This window comes from Sagittula marina (genome assembly GCF_014196795.1).
GTDB lineage: Bacteria > Pseudomonadota > Alphaproteobacteria > Rhodobacterales > Rhodobacteraceae > Sagittula > Sagittula marina.
In genome coordinates this window covers 1-16,443 of record NZ_JACIEJ010000005.1, presented here as the reverse complement: position 1 = coordinate 16,443, position 16,443 = coordinate 1, and the positions used below count along the sequence as shown (strand labels likewise).

The 16,443-nt window shown below is 61.8% G+C and carries 18 protein-coding genes and 1 pseudogene; 5 read left to right on the top strand and 14 right to left on the bottom strand.

The window, feature by feature from the left end:
• Position 1 precedes the first annotated feature (1 nt).
• The 12 genes from GGQ68_RS10550 to GGQ68_RS10495 form a co-directional block, all read right to left on the bottom strand.
• Positions 2-1,291, bottom strand: coding sequence for a TRAP transporter large permease (locus tag GGQ68_RS10550; RefSeq protein ID WP_183965774.1), 1,290 nt, complete (start codon positions 1,289-1,291; stop codon positions 2-4).
• A gap of 4 nt (positions 1,292-1,295) precedes the next feature.
• The gene (locus GGQ68_RS10545) at positions 1,296-1,799 is read right to left on the bottom strand and encodes a TRAP transporter small permease (protein ID WP_183965772.1); all 504 of its coding nucleotides are present in this window, start codon (positions 1,797-1,799) and stop codon (positions 1,296-1,298) included.
• Between the two features lie 32 nt (positions 1,800-1,831).
• The gene (locus tag GGQ68_RS10540; protein WP_183965771.1) at positions 1,832-2,851 is read right to left on the bottom strand and encodes a TRAP transporter substrate-binding protein; all 1,020 of its coding nucleotides are present in this window, start codon (positions 2,849-2,851) and stop codon (positions 1,832-1,834) included.
• A 78-nt stretch (positions 2,852-2,929) separates the two neighbouring features.
• A complete protein-coding gene (locus tag GGQ68_RS10535; RefSeq protein ID WP_183965770.1) occupies positions 2,930-3,415 on the bottom strand; it encodes a flavin reductase in 486 nt (161 codons plus the stop codon).
• A gap of 11 nt (positions 3,416-3,426) precedes the next feature.
• A complete protein-coding gene (locus tag GGQ68_RS10530; RefSeq protein ID WP_183965769.1) occupies positions 3,427-4,389 on the bottom strand; it encodes a PDR/VanB family oxidoreductase in 963 nt (320 codons plus the stop codon).
• Between the two features lie 2 nt (positions 4,390-4,391).
• The gene (locus GGQ68_RS10525; RefSeq protein WP_246429331.1) at positions 4,392-5,138 is read right to left on the bottom strand and encodes an SDR family NAD(P)-dependent oxidoreductase; all 747 of its coding nucleotides are present in this window, start codon (positions 5,136-5,138) and stop codon (positions 4,392-4,394) included.
• A gap of 11 nt (positions 5,139-5,149) precedes the next feature.
• Positions 5,150-5,641 carry an aromatic-ring-hydroxylating dioxygenase subunit beta gene (locus GGQ68_RS10520; protein WP_183965767.1) on the bottom strand — a complete coding sequence of 164 codons (492 nt, stop codon included), beginning with the start codon at positions 5,639-5,641 and terminating at the stop codon, positions 5,150-5,152.
• Positions 5,638-6,912: an aromatic ring-hydroxylating oxygenase subunit alpha gene (locus GGQ68_RS10515; protein WP_183965766.1), complete on the bottom strand. Its 1,275-nt coding sequence runs from the start codon at positions 6,910-6,912 to the stop codon at positions 5,638-5,640. The genes GGQ68_RS10520 and GGQ68_RS10515 overlap by 4 nt, the downstream gene beginning before the upstream one ends.
• Before the next feature lie 12 nt (positions 6,913-6,924).
• Positions 6,925-7,443, bottom strand: coding sequence for a nuclear transport factor 2 family protein (locus tag GGQ68_RS10510; protein WP_183965764.1), 519 nt, complete (start codon positions 7,441-7,443; stop codon positions 6,925-6,927).
• Positions 7,440-7,799, bottom strand: a complete 360-nt coding sequence (locus GGQ68_RS10505) for a hypothetical protein (RefSeq protein ID WP_183965762.1) — start codon at positions 7,797-7,799, stop codon at positions 7,440-7,442. Before GGQ68_RS10505 ends, GGQ68_RS10510 begins: the two co-directional genes overlap by 4 nt.
• 45 nt (positions 7,800-7,844) lie before the next feature.
• Positions 7,845-8,987 (bottom strand): acyl-CoA dehydrogenase family protein, encoded by a 1,143-nt coding sequence (locus GGQ68_RS10500; protein WP_183965760.1) that lies wholly within the window; start codon positions 8,985-8,987, stop codon positions 7,845-7,847.
• Positions 8,984-10,147 carry an amidase gene (locus GGQ68_RS10495; RefSeq protein ID WP_343055923.1) on the bottom strand — a complete coding sequence of 388 codons (1,164 nt, stop codon included), beginning with the start codon at positions 10,145-10,147 and terminating at the stop codon, positions 8,984-8,986. Before GGQ68_RS10495 ends, GGQ68_RS10500 begins: the two co-directional genes overlap by 4 nt.
• Positions 10,148-10,178: 31 nt before the next feature.
• Here GGQ68_RS10495 and GGQ68_RS10490 point away from each other — a divergent pair, with 31 nt between their 5' ends.
• The 5 genes from GGQ68_RS10490 (at position 10,179) to GGQ68_RS10470 (ending at position 15,828) form a co-directional block, all read left to right on the top strand.
• Positions 10,179-10,484 carry a hypothetical protein gene (locus GGQ68_RS10490; RefSeq protein ID WP_183965759.1) on the top strand — a complete coding sequence of 102 codons (306 nt, stop codon included), beginning with the start codon at positions 10,179-10,181 and terminating at the stop codon, positions 10,482-10,484.
• Positions 10,485-11,920: 1,436 nt separating this feature from the next.
• A complete protein-coding gene (locus tag GGQ68_RS10485; RefSeq protein WP_183965758.1) occupies positions 11,921-12,175 on the top strand; it encodes a hypothetical protein in 255 nt (84 codons plus the stop codon).
• A gap of 5 nt (positions 12,176-12,180) precedes the next feature.
• Positions 12,181-13,038 carry a CheR family methyltransferase gene (locus GGQ68_RS10480; RefSeq protein ID WP_183966424.1) on the top strand — a complete coding sequence of 286 codons (858 nt, stop codon included), beginning with the start codon at positions 12,181-12,183 and terminating at the stop codon, positions 13,036-13,038.
• Between the two features lie 4 nt (positions 13,039-13,042).
• Positions 13,043-14,149 carry a protein-glutamate methylesterase/protein-glutamine glutaminase gene (locus GGQ68_RS10475; RefSeq protein WP_183965757.1) on the top strand — a complete coding sequence of 369 codons (1,107 nt, stop codon included), beginning with the start codon at positions 13,043-13,045 and terminating at the stop codon, positions 14,147-14,149.
• Complete coding sequence (locus GGQ68_RS10470; protein WP_183965756.1) at positions 14,146-15,828, top strand: methyl-accepting chemotaxis protein; 1,683 nt, start codon at positions 14,146-14,148, stop codon at positions 15,826-15,828. The genes GGQ68_RS10475 and GGQ68_RS10470 overlap by 4 nt, the downstream gene beginning before the upstream one ends.
• Positions 15,829-16,001: 173 nt before the next feature.
• On the opposite strand, the pseudogene GGQ68_RS24290 reads toward GGQ68_RS10470, so the two are convergent.
• Together GGQ68_RS24290 and GGQ68_RS10460 are read right to left on the bottom strand one after the other, a co-directional pair.
• Positions 16,002-16,124 (bottom strand): annotated as a pseudogene (locus GGQ68_RS24290) (transposase); the annotation flags it as partial.
• A 164-nt stretch (positions 16,125-16,288) separates the two neighbouring features.
• Positions 16,289-16,443: transposase (locus GGQ68_RS10460; RefSeq protein WP_183965754.1), on the bottom strand; the 155-nt coding region annotated here is incomplete at its 5' end.

Sequence of the window (16,443 nt, the reverse complement as noted above, 5' to 3'; positions counted from 1 at the left end):
CTCAGGTCAAGAACAAAACGATGCCGGGGAAGATGGTCAGCAAGGCCACCCGCACCACGTCCAGCACCACAAAGGGCGCAAGCCCGGAGAAGATGGTGCCCAGCCGCACGTCCGGCACAACAGACCGCAGCACGAAGGCATTCATCCCCACCGGCGGCGTGATGTAGCTGATTTCCGTTACCATCACGACAAAGATGCCGAACCAGATCAGGTCAAAGCCCTGCGCCGCAACGATGGGGTAGAACACCGGCACGGTCAGCATGATCATCGACAGGCTTTCAAGCACGCAGCCCAGCAAAAGATAGATGCCCAGAATGATCAGAATGGTCATCGTCGGGGTCGAGCCAAAGCTGGCAAGGAACCCCTGGATGTCAGCGGTCATGCCGCTCATGTTGACGTAGTTGGTAAAGGTCAGCGCACCGAACAGGATGAAGAACATCATGGCTGTCGTCTTCATCGTGTCATAGAGGACATCGCCCAAAGCGCGCAGCGAGAAGCGGCCCGACAGAAGCACCAGCAGCAACGCGCCACCCGCGCCCATCCCGGCGCTTTCGGTCGGGGTGAAGACCCCAAGATAGATGCCACCCATCACGAAAGCGAACAGCAGCAGCGCCCCGGCCGTGCCCTTCAGCGCGCGGATGCGATCCATCAGCGGCAGCTTTTCCTCCACCGGCAGGTCCATACCGCGCCAGGTCACGGTGATGCGCACCGCGATGGCATAGCCGATGACGCCAAGGACGCCGGGGATCAGCCCCGCCAGGAACAGCTTGCCAATGTCCTGCTGGGTCATGATGCCGTAGAACACCAGAATGACGGAGGGCGGGATCAGAATGCCAAGCGTCCCACCCGCTGCGATGGCTGCAGTGGAGAGTTGATCCGGGTAGCCGAACTTGCGCATCGACGGCAGCGCGATCCGCGTCATCGTGGCGGCCGTGGCCATCGAGGATCCACACACGGACGAGAACGCGCCGCAGGCAATCACGGTCGCCGTGGCAAGGCCGCCTTTGCGATGGCGCAACCACGCGTAGGCCGATGCGTAGAGCTCTTGCGCGATGCCCGATTGCACCACGAAATTGCCCATCAACAGGAACAGCGGCAGCACCGACAGGGAATAGTCGCGCCCGTTGTCAAAGAAGGTCGAGCCCAGCAACGAGAGCGCCGGGCTCCATCCGATGATCGCCGCAACACCGGCGACGCCGACACCGGCCAGGGCAAAGGAGATCGGGACACCCGCCAGCAGGAGGGCAAAGATCACCACCATGCCCACGGGCCAAGATGCGAGAAATTCCATGGGGTTACCCTTTCAGATAGCGGATCAGGCGGTGCACGGGAACGACCGTGCTCAGCACGGCGCCAACGCCGGTGCACAGCGCGCAGAAGTAGCCCAGCGGCGCGATGGGCAGCTTCAGGGTTGAGGTCTGGCCGCCGTAGCTGCCGATCTGCCCGGCGTAGACGGCAAGCCGCCACGTGACCAAGCCCAGGATCACGGAGCCGAAGACGCCGCAAGCCACGCGCCGCCAGGGCTGCACCCAGTCCGGCAACAGATCGGTGATCAGGTCGACGGTCACATGCTCATCACGCAAGGCCACGGCACACAGCCCGAGGAAAATCGTCGCGCACAGCAGGATCTCGGTCAGCTCCCCCGCCCCGGCCACCGGTGCGTTCAGCAGGTAGCGCCCGAGCACATCCAGAACGGTCAGCGCCATCATCGCCAGCAGGAACAGACCGCCAAGCACCGACAACACCCCCCGCAGCGTGATGCCGGGGACCGACAGCCGATGGGCTGCCGGGGTTTGCATTGAGCGATCCGTAAGGCTCATCTCGCTGGGTTTCATTGCAGCTCGGCTTCGGCTGTGGCGATCTCTGCCTTGAACGCATCATAAAGCGCGGCGCTGTCGAGACCGGCCTCGTCCATCTCTCCCAGCTTGCTTTCGATCACCGGCTGCAAGGCGGCTGTCCATGCCTCCAGCTGCGTATCGGTCGCGGGCGACACGGCAATCTGCCCGTCCATGGCGTCGACGCCCTTTTCATCGGCGCGATCCCACATCTTGCCTGCCATGCGGGCCAGAGCCTCGCCGGTGACGCTGTCGATCTGCTCTTGTTGTTCGGCGCTCAGGCTGTCCCACTTGGCCTTGTTCATCACCACGTAGAAGGAGGTATTGTACAGACCGCCGGGCACAGAGATGCCGATGTCGAGCTGCGGGATCAGTTTGAAGAAGTTGACCGACTCGTAGGGGAACAGGATGCCGTCCGCGACGCCCTGGCTGAGCAGCTCGTAGGCCTTGGAGGACGGTCCTTCGACGGGGACGGCGCCGAGCGTGGTGGCGACCTCATGCACGATGCCGCCGCCGACGCGCAGCTTGGCCCCTTTCAGCACATCCGCGGAGCTGGCGTCCGCCTCCTTCATGAAGATCTCGCCGGGACCGTGGGTGAAAACGCCAAGCACTTTCACCTGATCGTATTCGCCGGCATCGATCAGCTGATCCTCGAAGACCCGCCAGTAGGCGACCGACGTGGCCTCTGCACTGTCGCTGAGGAAGGGAAGCTCGGCCAGGTTGGTGGTGGTGAAGCGGCCCGGATTGTAGCCCTGCACGCCAAAGGTGATATCGGCCACACCGTTGACGGCAAAGTCAAAATGCGCAGCGGGCGGTCCCAGGGGGGCGGGCAGGATGGTGGTCTGCACCGTGCCGCCGGTGGCCTCGGTGATCTGTTCGGTCATGGGCACGATGACTTCGGACACCAGCGGATGCGCGGGCGGCAGCCAGTTCGCCACCGTCAGCGTGGTCTGGGTTTGCGCCATGGCGGTGGAGGCCATCATCAGAGCGGTGGCCGAGGCAAGAATGAGTTTCATAAGCGTTTCGTTTCCTGTTGGTTGAGTATGACGCGCAGCCGTTCGTAGTGCAGCCGTCGCGGAAGTGGCGAAGGGCCCTTAGGAGGCCGCCCGCAAATCGTGGAACGTCCGGTTGCACCAGACCAAGCTTTCCGGCGCACCTTGGGCAAGTGCAATCTCTTGCACCTCGCAAAAGAAGACTGAATGCGTTCCGATCTCCGTCCGATCAACGATTGTGCAGTCGAAAGACACGGTCGCGTCGTCAAGCACCGGAGCACCTGTGACATGCGTTGTCCACCCGGCCTGTTCAAACCGATCCGGGGCCTTGCTGTTGGCGAAGACGCCAGACAGATCGCGGTGGTGGCCTGCGAGCACGTTGACGCATAACACGCCGTTTTGCAGGAACAAATCATGGCTGCGGTTGGCGCGATTGACGCAGACCAACAGCGTGGGGGGCGTGTCCGTCACGGAACAGACCGCCGAGGCCGTCATACCATGCTGGCCCGCGCTTCCATCCGTTGTCAGCACGGTGACAGAGGCACCGAGCCGCGACATGCCTTCTCGGAAAAGGGGTTGTAACTCCATCATCTCGCTCCTCAGATATCCAGGACCAGCTTGCCGCGCCCACGAGAGCAGCAGGCGCAAATCTGGTCATTGTCCTCGCGCTCGTCCTCGGTGAGGAACTGGTCGCGGTGGTCGATTTCGCCCTCCAGCACATCGGTCACACAGGTGCCGCAGATGCCTTCTTCGCATTTCACCTCGATCTTCAGCCCTTCGCGGGCCAGGGCCTTGGCGATGGTGTCGTCGGGGCCGACGGTGACGGTCAGGCCGGATTGCGCGCATTCGACGTCAAAGCTGTCGCCGGAGGCGTCCACGTCGGCGCTGAAATACTCCCGATGCACATGGTCGGTGGCATGGCCGCTGGCTTCTGCGTGCGCGATCACCCAATCCATGAACCCTTGCGGCCCACAGACGTAGACATGCGTGGTCGGGTTCGGGGCGGGCATCACCGCATCAAGGTCGAGCTTTTGCGCGTCATCGTGGTAAAGCACGACATTGTCCGCAAACGGCAGGCCCGGGAGCACATCTGCGAAGGCACAGCGCTCTGCCGAGCGGGTGGCGTAATGCAGCGTGAAATCAGCGCCCTTCGCGTGCAGCTCCCAAGCCATCGCCAGCATGGGTGTCACGCCGATCCCGCCGCCGAACAAGACGGTATGATCCGCCTGCGCCAGCGGAAAGTGGTTGCGGGGCCCTTCGACGTGGACGGTTTCCCCCGCCTTCACAAGCTGGTGGAGCGCCACGGAGCCGCCACGGCTGTCCGGGTCTTTCAGGATGCCCAGCTGCCATTGCGTGCGGTCTGCGGGATCCCCCGCCAACGAATATTGCCGCCAGATCGGTCCCTCTGGCGTCTCCACCAGCAGGTCGATATGAGCGCCTGCCGCGACCTCTGGCAGCGGCCCCTCCCCGGTGAGGGTGAGGCGCATGATGTCACCCTTGTCGTCGATCCGTTCGGCAACGGTGAGCACCAGGGCTGAACTGTTCTGCATGTCCTTCATCATCCTTACCTCATGTACAGGCCGCCGTTGACGTCCCAGCACGCGCCGGTGACGAAGGCAGCATCCGGGCCGGCAAGCATGGTGACCATCCGGGCCACAAAGGCCGTGTCCCCAAGCTGCCCGACGGGGACGTTCTTCAGAAATCCGTCGAGGTTATCGCCCACGATGTTGTGCACCATCGGGCTGTCCATCGGTCCGGGCGAGATCGCATTGCATGTCACGCCAAACGCGGCGAGATCACGGGCAAAAACCTTGGTCAGCGTCAGGATCGCCCCTTTGGAGGCGGCGTAATGGGCGCCTGTCGCGGTGCCGCCGTTCTGCCCGGCCAGCGAGGCCATGTTGATGATGCGGCCGTAGCCGCGTTCCTTGAAATGCCTGCCAAAGGTCTGGCACCCGGCGAACACCCCACCGGCATTCGTCGCCATGATGGCGTTGAACTCATGCGGGTCGATCTCCAGCACGGGCTTGGCTTCGGTGCGGGCCGCGTTGTTCACCAGCACTTCGGCGGAGCCCCAGCGGGCCACGATCTTGTCCAGCGCCAGTTGAAAGTCCTCGGGGCGGGACACATCCAACGTCGCCGTCACGGCGGTTTCGCCCGACAGGTCAAGCTCGGAGGCCAGTTTGCCCGCGGCCTCCTGGTCGATGTCGGCGATCACCACCCGATAGCCTGCGGCATGCAAGGCGCGGGTGGCGGTGGCGCCGAACCCGTTTGCCCCACCTGTGACCAAAGCGGTCTGGATCTTATCCGGCAAAGGCGCCCCCATCAGAACAAGTAGCTGATCGAGGTCAGCGTCCCGTCGGAGTTCAACAGCCGCACGACCTTGTCGCGGATCATCAGGCCGTTCTCTGTGACCACCAGCGCCCATTCCACATTGGCGGCAAAGGCGCGTTGGCGGCCGAACTTGTCCTCGATGACATGTTGCGCGGCGCGCACGGTGATAACCTCGCCTTCGACCTTGTCGATGACGATCCGCGACACGGTGCGCACGCTGTCCGCAGGCGGCGCCGACGAGATGGAAAACCCCGCCTGAAACCGCTCCACCCGCATCTTGCGCATGGCCTTGTCATCGTAGGCAATGTTGAGCGTGTTGGCGAAATCCGTGGCGTTCTTTTCGATCGGGATCACGTAGTGGCCATCGTCTGTCCACAAGGCGAGCCAGGCGTCGTAATCCCGCGCGTCGAGCAGATCCGCTTCTGCCCACAGGAATGCGGTGACCTCTTCGAGGGTCACCTCCGTTGCGACCATATCCTTCATTGGTCCATCACCTTTTTCCACATCTTGTAGGCCGAGCGCATGCCGGTTTCGGCGGAGACATCGCCAATCGGCAGACCGTTCTCGCCCTCTTTTTCAAGGCCGAGGCCCCGGTTCACCATCACGTCCAGTTCCCCTGCCCCGGCAGAGCCGCGCTGCACGCGTTCCCAGACCTCGGCATCGTCCGGAGAGCCGAAGCCCATCGGACCCTGGAAATGCTCGTGCAGACGCATCCGCATCTGGTTGGCCGCTTCCGGGCCGCCCTCCATACCAAGCGCGATGTGGCGAATTTCGGTTTCATTCACCGACACGGGGCGCAGGATGCGGAAGAACGACAGCGAACAGGCCGCGTTGGGAAAAAGGTTCAGGTTGAAGCCGCAACCGCCCACGGCGCGCACGATGCGCTTGACCTGCGCTTCGTCGTAATCCTTGCGCAGCGTCTCGGCCAGCTCTGCAAACCGCTCGGGGATCGGCGCGTCCGGGTCATCGTCGAGGTCGATCAGTTCCGGCATCATGACCATGACGGAGTGGCCGTTGCCGAGGTCTTCGACATAGCCGTCGTCGTCTTCCATGAAGGAGAACGTATCGAGCGCCTCACCGTCCAGCGATTGCAGGAAGGATTTGTGCACGATGGGAAAGTGGTAGGCGTCGGTGGTGTTTTCCAGCTGAACCTTCCAGTTCATCGGCACCTTGAACTGATGTTCCCCCAGTGCCTTGATCGGAAAGCCACCGCCCTGCTTCATGAACAGGCGGATCCACGGCTTGGCGTTGCCAAGGAAGTCCTCCAGCGGCTCTGCATCCCAGTCGAAGGTGGCAAAGATCATGCCCTCGAAGGTTTCGACGCGCAGCTTCTTCAGCCCGTAGTTGGCCTTGTCGAAGTCGGCACTGTAGCCTTCGGTGTAGGGGATCGCCCGCAGGTCACCGTTCAGCGCATAGCCCCAGCCGTGATAGGGACACTGAAAGGACGAGGTCTTGCCCTTCTTGATCTCGCAGACGCTGGCGGCGCGGTGACGACAGCGGTTCACCAGAACGTGCAGCTCGCCTTTGCGGTCGCGGGAAATGATGATCGGCTGCTGACCGACCCACGACAGCTTGAAGTTGCCTTTGCCGGGCACTTCGCTTTCGTGGCCAACCCAGTTCCAGCATTTGCCGAAAATCTTGTCCATCTCGGCATCGAAGATGGCCGGATCTTCGTACATGGCGGTGGCGACGCGGTCGCCTTTCATCAGTTGATCCGTATCGACCGGACCGGAGGGGAATTCATCAAGGGACATGGGTGGTCCTTTCTACTTGCCCGCAGCGGGTGCGGGGATCTGAATGGGCGCATTCCAGTCGCCGACCGGGCGCGCGTAAAGATTGCGTGTCGAGAAGCGGTCCATGCGCCACGCGCCGTCCTCGTGGGCAAAGTCGATCTCCAGCCGGGCGGCCATCAGAAACGATTGCCCGTCGTGGAATGTCGGTGTTTGCAGCATCAACCAGCGCCCCGTGAGACCGGTGTTCGTGTGGGTGATGGCCTCGGACGACAGGAAATGTGCGTTCATGGCGAAATGCGGCGGCGTCGTGCAAAAGGCCCCGAGCCATGCAACGATGGCGTCACGCCCCTTGTGGCTGCCGAAGTCCTTGGCGTAGCGGTCGCCCGCCCCGCCCCAGACGGCATCGGTGGTGAACAGCGCGCCCAGCGCGCCGAGGTCCGTGTCACCATCCAAACGGTCGCAGATGTCCATGTAGTCGGACAGGCAGCGACGGCAGGCGCTTTCGGCCTCCAGACGGTCGAGCCGCGCAAGGATCGGGGCCAGATCGCTCACAGCTTGGGGATCTCCAGCGCGCGGCCCATGCGGGCCTCGACGGTCATGTATTTCCACAGCCGGTCATTGCCCTCGCCCACGACGATGGTGCGCAGCAAATTGCAGGCCGCCTGCACCGCCTCGCGGTTGGGGAAATCAGCCATGATGTACCATGTGAATGGAAAGCCCTGGCTGGCGCCGACCATGGTCTGGTCGTCATCAAAGGTGCCAACGATGGTGACGCCGTCCATCTGGTCGATGCCCGCCATCAGTTCCTGCGTGGCCTTCCAGACCGGTCCGATCTGATCGAACGGCAAGGAGAAAAACGTCGGGTGGTTGTTGAAGCACAAGAGCGTGCGCAGCGGTGTATCGGTCATGAGATTGTCCTTCGTCGGTAGATGTCTGTCTCTGTGTCGGTGAAATCAGGGGAAACCCGGCGGTGTCTGTTCGCCGAACATGGCCGCCCCGGCAGAGGTCCATGTGCCCTCCCCCATGAAGGCGTGTTGCGCGACGCAGGCCGCGTCGACCATCAGCCGTCCCAGAGGATGCCCGGCCATCATCGCGCCCGCGCCGCCCATCAAGAACGCCTGCCGGGCGGCCTCGGCGCCGTCATGGGCGGCCGTTGTCGCGGCAAGCCGCAAGCGGACATGGGTGTCGGTCGACACACGGTCGTTGTCGGCCAGCTCCTCCCACGCCTTGGCGGTGGCGTCGTAGAACTGCGCGCGGGCGCCGGCGAGCGTCGCCTCGGCGCGGGCCAGATGCGCCTGGACATAAGGCCGCGCGCCGGGGTTCGGGGCGCCGGTGATCGATGCACGCTGCGCCGCATCCGAGCGAATGAAATCAAGCGCCTCGCGCGCCGCACCAAGAGCCACGACCGCCAGAACCTGCGCCGCCAGTGCCATGGCGGGGTAACGGAAAATCCGGTCCTCCATCGCGGACGGGTTTCCACGGACAAACGTCCAGTCGTCAGGCACGACCACCTTGTCGACAACAAGGTCATGGCTGCCGGTGCCGCGCAGACCGATGGTGTTCCATGTCTCGTCGATCGTGACCTTGTCGCGGGGCATCACCGCGGTGCGGGGCAGCGGCGTCTCGTCGCCGTCGATCTTTATGCCACCCCCAAGCAGATCCGCGCACATGGAGCCGGAGCACCACGCCCACCGGCCCGACACCTCGACCCCGCCTTCGACGCGCTGCGCGGACTGGGGCGGAAACAGCCCCCCGGCAAAAACCGTGTCAGGGTTTGCGCCGTAAATGGCATCAAAGGTCTCCACCGGAAGCGCCGCAAGATAGGTCGACGACACACCAAAGGACGCCACCCAGCCTGCCGAAGGGTCGGCGGCGGCAATGGTCTCGATCAGCTCCAGAAATTGCATGGGCGTGACCGCATCGCCACCCAGACGGGTCGGCACGAACGCGCGGTAAACGCCCACCTTGCGAAAGCCGTCGACAATATCCTGGGGGATATGGCGCAGCTGGTCAAACTCGGCGCGGCGGCCACGGATCGTATCACAAAGCGCCATCAGCGCGGCGGTGCGCGACAAGTCGGGTTCAGGGCGGGTCATGCTTGGGTCTCCACTATCGGTTTCGCTGGGAACAGGCTGCGGGCGATGGCGCAGAGGGTGGCATCGGCCCCCTTGCGTCCCACCAGTTGCAGCCCTGCGGGCAAGCCGCTGTCGGTCAGGATCGGGATGGTCAGCGCCGGATGGCCACTGAGGTTGAAGGGGCGCACCAGCCGCGTCAGAGGGATCAGCGCGCGGGGGTCTTGCGCATCGCTCAAGGTTGGCGGCACGCAGGGCATCGTGGGCAGGACCAGCGCATCGACCGTGGCGAGCGCTGCATCCACCTCGGCGGTGAACCGGGCGCGGACCTCTTCCGCCTCGGCGCGCTGTGCGTCTGTGACCTCGAGCGCGGCAAGGATGCGTGATCTCACGTCCTCCCCCATGACAGCGTTGGAGCGAGCAAGCTGCCCAAATTCCTGCGCGATTTCGTGGTTGATCACCACCAGACCCGCCTCATAAGCCGCCTTGAAGGACGGCAAATCCAGCGCGGGGATCTGCCCCTGGCCGGCCAACGATTTAGCCAAGGCGTCATTGATGTCGGCATCGGCCTCGACCGTGATACGGGCCAGTCGCGGCGCTTGAACCTGTTCGCAGTTGAATTTCAGAAGGATCGACGCCGCGCGTTCCAGCATCGCGGCATCGCGCGCCATTGGCCCGATCACATCCAGGGATGAGACGCGCGGCACGGCGCCACGCCGATCAATGGCCCCGAAGGTCGGCTTCAGCCCGTAGACGCCACAACAGCAGGCGGGCTGACGGACCGAACCGCCGGTGTCCGTGCCGATGGCAAAGTCACACAGCCCTGCAGCCACGGCACTGGCGGTTCCAGACGACGAACCGCCGGGAATGCGATCAGGCCAATTTGGGTTCGGCGCGGTCCCCGCAAAGGCGTTTACGCCGCTCACACCAAAGGCCATCTCATGCATCGTCACCAGGCCGGTGATCCGCACCTCCGCTGCCAACAGATTTTCGACCACGGCGGAGTGCACGGTCTCCGCCGGGGCATCTGCAAATGCAGCGCTGCCACATCGCGTCGGCACGCCAGAGACGCCAAGGCACTCCTTCACCAGAACGCGCAACCCATCAGAGCCGAGCATAAGCGGCCGCGTCACTACGCCGGAGATATCAGGAGCTACGGATGGCGCTTCGAACTCTTGGGGCACGTAATCGTCCTGTCTTAAAGATGTGATTTACGTGAATGTTACCGCTTTTATCCATTCTGGGAAGAAAAAAGCGCGCCAGCAGCCCTCCTTAAGCGACGAATTCAACAGCACCCAATGTTACACTGTTGATTTTAATAAACAAAAATTGCGTCTAAATTTTAATCGCCAACGCATTGCGGTGGATAAACGACCTCCGCTAGCGCTCACATCGCAGCTTAGCCTGACCCTGAAAATGCTGGAAAAGACGCTTATTCGCCAATTTTCCGCAATTATTGGCAGGGTCCGAGGGGCGCATCCGGGTAAAAGATTCGCTCAAAGCAACGCATATATCGTATAATTACCGTTTCGGATGGGATGCGATGCTAAATGCCCCTGCGACGCACGCGACACGTCTGCCATTGTTACGGCTTTCTGAAGTCGTTCTTGCCATCAGTCGCAAAACAGCACACGCCTCAGGCGTGATGGCGAGGGACAGTCTGCTTTACACGTTTCCCCCTACCCGCCCTACAACGGAAGCTGTCCAAATTATGAGACAGGAGGGGGGGTGGTCACGCCACCGATCCCGTCACCTGTGTGAAACTGGTCGGGGCACTCTGGCATCACGGTACGGTCACCGTTACCACTGCGGCCCACCGACACCAAACGGTGTCCGTTGAGAGCGTTACGTTGAGCGCCGCCCTGACAGAAGTTCCCCTCGCATGTCGGGCACTGAGTGACGTCGGCCCGGACCGCCAAACTTGCGGGAAGGTTTCGGCTTGCCCAAGGCCGCCCGTCAGACCGAAGCGATCTGGAATGTGACCCTTCGTCCGTCAGAGCTGTGCAACAATGAAGTTAGAATAATCGGGATATCATCCAAGGAGGCTGTATCGGCACAACGATCTTGAAAGTGCTTTTCAGCAGATTGGAAACCATCGCAAAGGAATGATTTCCATTTGTGGGCACGCGCACGCGCCGCCTGCGGCGAGGCGGATGATTTCATTTCAACGGCATCGACGTGGCAAGCGTCTTACGCATTGCACGTGGCCTCTGGATCGTCGCTTCGCGTGGATACGAAGCGCACCGTGCTGCCTCTCGTATCGCCCAAGTCTCACCGGCCAATACGTCCAGCCGTTGGGTGCGATTGACAACGGTGCGTGGCATGGCCCTCGCCACCACGAAGGCTGAAGGTGCGACATTTTCAAGTGTCCGGCCATGCCCCCCCCCCTGTTCTGTCGATGGGCGCGCATAATTCATCTCTGGTTGGGGACCACTCGCCAACGCGTGGTCTGTTGAGGTGATCCCAACCCGTTTTGTCTACTTGGTCAGGCAAAATGGCCCGGTCCATCGGTCTCGGGATGAACACGCTTGGCGGACTTCGCCACCTGCCAGAATCAGGTCCGGATCCAACCGGAGCAAAAGCGAAACACGACACATATAACCGCGCCAATTGGCTGTGCGGTATCGAGTAGCAAAGGGATTTGGCATGCCCTCAGCCAACACTCAGGATTTCTAATATGAATTGTCTCGACCGATATGTGCAACCACGCCGATTAGTACCGTCTTAATTTCTATGCCGCATACGTTTGTTGAATGCGGTTTTAGGGGTGTGAGAAATGGGTGGGTATTTGTGGCCTTCGCCTTCGACCACTCCGCACGTATCGAAGCTGCAGCCAAGCCGCGCCTGAAACCGGTGATCATGATCGACCTTTGCAGAGAGGATAATCAAATTCGGAGGGCCTGTGGTGTCTCAACCCGATTAAAAACGATTTCCTTGCAGTCGAACATGCGAGGTTCATGGACAGGTTCGGTAGAATTGGCAACGTCATGGAACATGCGACCCAGCTTAAACTGATCAAATGGTATCTTTCCGCCGCTTCAAAGATCGCCGCAATCGTGGTCATGATTGAACGGCGGGGCGACGACGGGGCCTTGGTGAAAATGCGAACAAATCCGGGCAATGGAGCCAATCCGGACGTCTATACGTCCGGCGCCCCCCTGCTCTTTCGCTACCGCAAGGCCACATCAGAAATCTGGAAGGAAGCTGCGTGAACGAAATGGCCACCAGCGTCGCAACGGCAGAGACATCCTCGGACAAGCGCTTCGAGCGTTTTTCGCAGATCGTGAAGGATGAGATCGGGGTGCGCCTGCCGCAAAACAAGCGTGTGATGGTGGAAAGCCGTCTGCGGCGGCGCATGACCGAGCTGCGGCTTGCATCGGTGGACCAGTATTTCACCTACCTCTTTGACGAGGGGGCGCTGGAAGGCGAGCTGGACGTGATCTTCGATGCGGTGACGACCAACAAGACCGATTTCTTTCGTGAAGCTGAGCATTTCCGGCTGCTGGCAGGGACGATCCTGCCCGATCGGTTGAAGCGGCGTCCGGCAACGGGCCGCGCCTCAATGTTCAAGATCTGGAGCGCGGCAGCATCCTCAGGCATGGAGGCCTATACCGCGGCGATGGTGTTGGCCGACTATGCGACCCGCCATGGCGCTTTCGAGTGGGGCATCCTTGGAACCGACATAAATCTCAAGGTTCTCGATCGTGCGCGCGCAGCTGTCTACAATCAGGCCGAGATCGCGCCGGTGCCGGCCGCCAATCAAGCGCATCACCTGATGGAAGGCATCGGCCGCCGAAAGGGCGAATGGCGCGTGGTGCCGGAACTGCGCCGTCGGGTGCAGTTCCAGCAGATCAACCTGCTGAGCCATGACTGCCCGATCGACCGGAATATCGACGTCATCTTTCTGCGAAATGTGCTGATCTACTTCGACGCCCGCGACCAGGCCAAGGTGATCAGCCGCATGGTGGATCACCTGGCCCCGCGCGGCCATCTGTTTGTCGGCCATTCCGAAAGTATGATTGTGAGCCAGCCATCGCTGACACAGATCGCGCCCGCCGTCTTCTGCAAGGACTAAGCTGATGCCGAACCGCCAAATCAACGTCCTTGTCGTCGACGACAGCGCCACCGTTCGCAGCGCCTTTTCGGCGATCATCCGCGCCGATGCCGGGCTGTCACTTTTCGCGACCGCCTCGGACCCTTTCATCGCGGTCGAGCGGATGAAGAAAGGCCTGCCGGACGTGATACTTCTGGATCTGGAATTGCCCAACATGGATGGGCTGACCTTCCTGAAAAAGATCATGTCCCAGCGTCCCATGCCTGTGGTCGTGTGTTCCAGCTACACTGAAGCGGGCTCGCAGGGCGCGCTAAAGGCGCTGGATCTCGGCGCGGCAGAGGTGTTGGCGAAACCGAGGCTCGATACGCAGGTGGCTCGGGCCGAGGCAGCAGTGCAGATCGGCGACGCGTTGCGCGCCGCGGTGTCCAGCCGGCATGGTGATGCGACACGCCGTCCCGCTCCGGCCTTTGTTCCTGGAGAGAAGTACAGCGCTGACGTCGTACTGCCACATCGACCACCCAAGCCTGTTCCCGAAACCATGCCCATTGTCGCCATCGGCGCCTCCACCGGGGGGACCGAAGCCCTGCGCGATGTGCTGACCGCCCTGCCTGCCGAGGCTCCTGCCATCGCAGTTGTGCAGCATATGCCCGAGAAATTCACCCATGCTTTCGCCAATCGACTGAATACGCTCTGCCGGATCGAGGTTCGCGAGGCCGAGAACGGCGATGTCATGACCCGCGGAACGGCGCTGATCGCGCCGGGCAACCATCACATGATATTGCGCCGCAGTGGCACCAGCTATCGGGTGGATGTTGTCAATGGGCCCTATGTCAGCCGACACCGGCCTTCGGTCGATGTGCTCTTTCGTTCCGTTGCGCAAGCGGCGGGCGCGAACGCGTTGGGGATCATCATGACCGGAATGGGCGACGACGGTGCGGCTGGCATGGCAGAAATGCATGCCTCGGGCGCGCGCACCGTGGCGCAGGACGAAGCGTCCAGCGTCGTCTGGGGCATGCCGCGCGAAGCGATCGATGCCGGCGGCGTCGACAAGGTCGTGGCACTGCAGCGTATCGCCAAGGAGATCGACAGCCACGCACAGCTTGCGGTCAAACCGGGTCGCGTGGCGCGATGACTGCCGCACATCCAAAACAGCAGGAACACCACCTCGGCGGAGCGCACGCCGCCCTGTCGGACGATGTGTTGCGGCTGCGCGACGCAACCGAGGACGTTTTTCTGTCCACAGGCGAACAGTTGCTTGAGGTGTCGGACCTGCTGAGTGCCGCGCTGGCAGCGGTGGATTCGCTGGCAGCCCTTGGGCGCGAGGACGTCATGGACCGGCTGCGCGAACAGGCTTGCACCCAACCCGAGACGTTTGCCGACCTCAGCACTGGATTTCACGAAATTTTCGGGCGGATCAAGGGATTGAATGACATGATCCTCACGCTCGACAAGGAGGTCAGCTCTGTCCGCCGCTCGGTCATGACCACGCGGTTCGTGATGGTCAACGCGCGTGTGGTGCTGTCGTCGATGCTGATACAGGAACAGCGCCTGAGCAGTCTGACCGACGATGGGTCGCGCATCGTGGGCCAGATGCAACAGTTGCTGCACCAGTTCGAGGGTGCAATTCGCGGCATTCGCGCGTCCGTCACGCAGGTCGAGCACATGATCGGCGAGGTCGGCGCCACGGTGAACGGCGTCGTCTGCACAGCCTTTGGTGCGTTGATCGCCGATGTGAGCGAATTCGAGCGCAACGTGCGCGCAATCGCGGGAGCGAGCGATGAGATGGCGCGCCAGGTGCAGGCCATTCAATCCGCCACAGCTCAGGCGGTCGAGGGCCTGCAGGTCGGCGACGCAACGCGCCAGCGGTTGGAACATGTGGCCAACATCCTGGAAACCATGACCGGCGACGGCGGGCTGCTGCCACCCATGGCAGCAACGCTGCTTACAGATGCCGCGCGCGAACAGTCGGGCAGCCTCGCCCGGCTGGAATCCAACATCGCGGTCCTGACGGACAGTCTGCAAACCCTTGTTGACAAGCATCTTGCAGATTTCGCTGGGACGACGGACCATGCGCTGGACGCGGACACTCTGTTGGATGGGTCTGCTCGGATCGCGCAGACACTCGAAACCGTGCGGCCGATGCAGGAGCGAACGCGCGAGCTCGACCGGATGCTGCACGAAGAGCTGGATCAATTCAATGCGTTGACGCACGAGGGTGAGGAAGTGCAGTTCAACATCAAGCAGATTGGCATGAACGCGGTGCTTGCCTGCGCCCGGCTCGGTGACGACGGCACGCCTCTGAAGGTGGTCGCGGAACAGATCCAGTTTGTGGCACAGGACACCAGCGACAGCTTCGCCCGCATACGCGAGACGATGCTGAGGATAGGGACGCTAGGGCGGCAGATCACGACCGAATCCGAAGAGATTATCACCCGATCGATCCAGGTGCCCACCACCCTGTCGATGCGAATTAATCCGTTGATCGAGCGAGTGGTCCACGACCTGAGCCCCCTGCAGACCGTCATCGGTAAAATCAGAGGCCGGGTCGCGCGACTTGAATTCGACTTTGCGCCTGCGCGGGCGCACACCGAGCGGCTCGGTGATCTCGCAGCTCGGCTGCCAAGGGGCACGGGATCGGGCGACCCTCAGTCGCATGATGTGCTTGCCCAAATTTATGCGTGCTTCACCATCGAGGCCGAGCGCGAAATATTCAGCCACTTTTATCCCGACGATGCAGCGAATTTTCGAGCTGGCCAGCACCAAGCTGAAGAAACCGCAGGAGATGTTCCGGACGACGATTTCTTTTTCTAACTTCATGTCGCACGCCAAAATATCACTGAACTGGAGCAATATTCTGACATGATCCCCAGAGGCTCGATCATGCTGCGAAGGCTTCACCACCAGTCTTTGGAAACCCTATCTAAACCTTGATGCGGGCTCTTTTCACATAAATTCCAGGAGGGGTTCATCTCGGGAATGCTGCAATACGGGACACCGCGAAGTGCCTTCCGACGGTGGGAGAGCGTTCTGAAGTCAGCCACCTGCCAGTTCAGACCGAGCAGAAGCCCCAGACCCTCGACGAAACCGGTTAGTTGCCGCAAGGCCATGTCGGATATACCCGGCACGCCGCTCTTTCAAAGCTGAAAAGATCCACTGGATCAATTCCGCAACGCCTGCCTCCCTTCATCCTCTCTCGCGACATTCCTTTGAAACACCCTGCCGTCCGACGGATCGGTAGAAAGGTCGTGAAACGGCGCGCTAGGGTCAGGACTCATAGCCAATAAATGACAGTTGCAGCGAGGGCGATTGCCGACAGGAAGACCTTCGGACAGCGGTCGTATCGGGTAGCCACTCGCCGCCAATCCTTGAGCCTGCCGAACATGATCTCGATCCGGTTGCGCCGTTTGTATCGGCGCTTGTCGTACT

Bases quoted from the DNA above. Each gene is read 5' to 3' on its own strand.
- GGQ68_RS10550 (WP_183965774.1), bottom strand. From the start codon at position 1,291: ATGGAATTTCTCGCATCTTGGCCCGTGGGCATGGTGGTGATCTTTGCC.
- GGQ68_RS10545 (WP_183965772.1), bottom strand. From the start codon at position 1,799: ATGCAAACCCCGGCAGCCCATCGGCTGTCGGTCCCCGGCATCACGCTG.
- GGQ68_RS10540 (WP_183965771.1), bottom strand. From the start codon at position 2,851: ATGAAACTCATTCTTGCCTCGGCCACCGCTCTGATGATGGCCTCCACC.
- GGQ68_RS10535 (WP_183965770.1), bottom strand. From the start codon at position 3,415: ATGGAGTTACAACCCCTTTTCCGAGAAGGCATGTCGCGGCTCGGTGCC.
- GGQ68_RS10530 (WP_183965769.1), bottom strand. From the start codon at position 4,389: ATGATGAAGGACATGCAGAACAGTTCAGCCCTGGTGCTCACCGTTGCC.
- GGQ68_RS10520 (WP_183965767.1), bottom strand. From the start codon at position 5,641: ATGAAGGATATGGTCGCAACGGAGGTGACCCTCGAAGAGGTCACCGCA.
- GGQ68_RS10515 (WP_183965766.1), bottom strand. From the start codon at position 6,912: ATGTCCCTTGATGAATTCCCCTCCGGTCCGGTCGATACGGATCAACTG.
- GGQ68_RS10505 (WP_183965762.1), bottom strand. From the start codon at position 7,799: ATGACCGATACACCGCTGCGCACGCTCTTGTGCTTCAACAACCACCCG.
- GGQ68_RS10500 (WP_183965760.1), bottom strand. From the start codon at position 8,987: ATGACCCGCCCTGAACCCGACTTGTCGCGCACCGCCGCGCTGATGGCG.
- GGQ68_RS10485 (WP_183965758.1), top strand. From the start codon at position 11,921: ATGGACAGGTTCGGTAGAATTGGCAACGTCATGGAACATGCGACCCAG.
- GGQ68_RS10480 (WP_183966424.1), top strand. From the start codon at position 12,181: ATGGCCACCAGCGTCGCAACGGCAGAGACATCCTCGGACAAGCGCTTC.
- GGQ68_RS10475 (WP_183965757.1), top strand. From the start codon at position 13,043: ATGCCGAACCGCCAAATCAACGTCCTTGTCGTCGACGACAGCGCCACC.
- GGQ68_RS10470 (WP_183965756.1), top strand. From the start codon at position 14,146: ATGACTGCCGCACATCCAAAACAGCAGGAACACCACCTCGGCGGAGCG.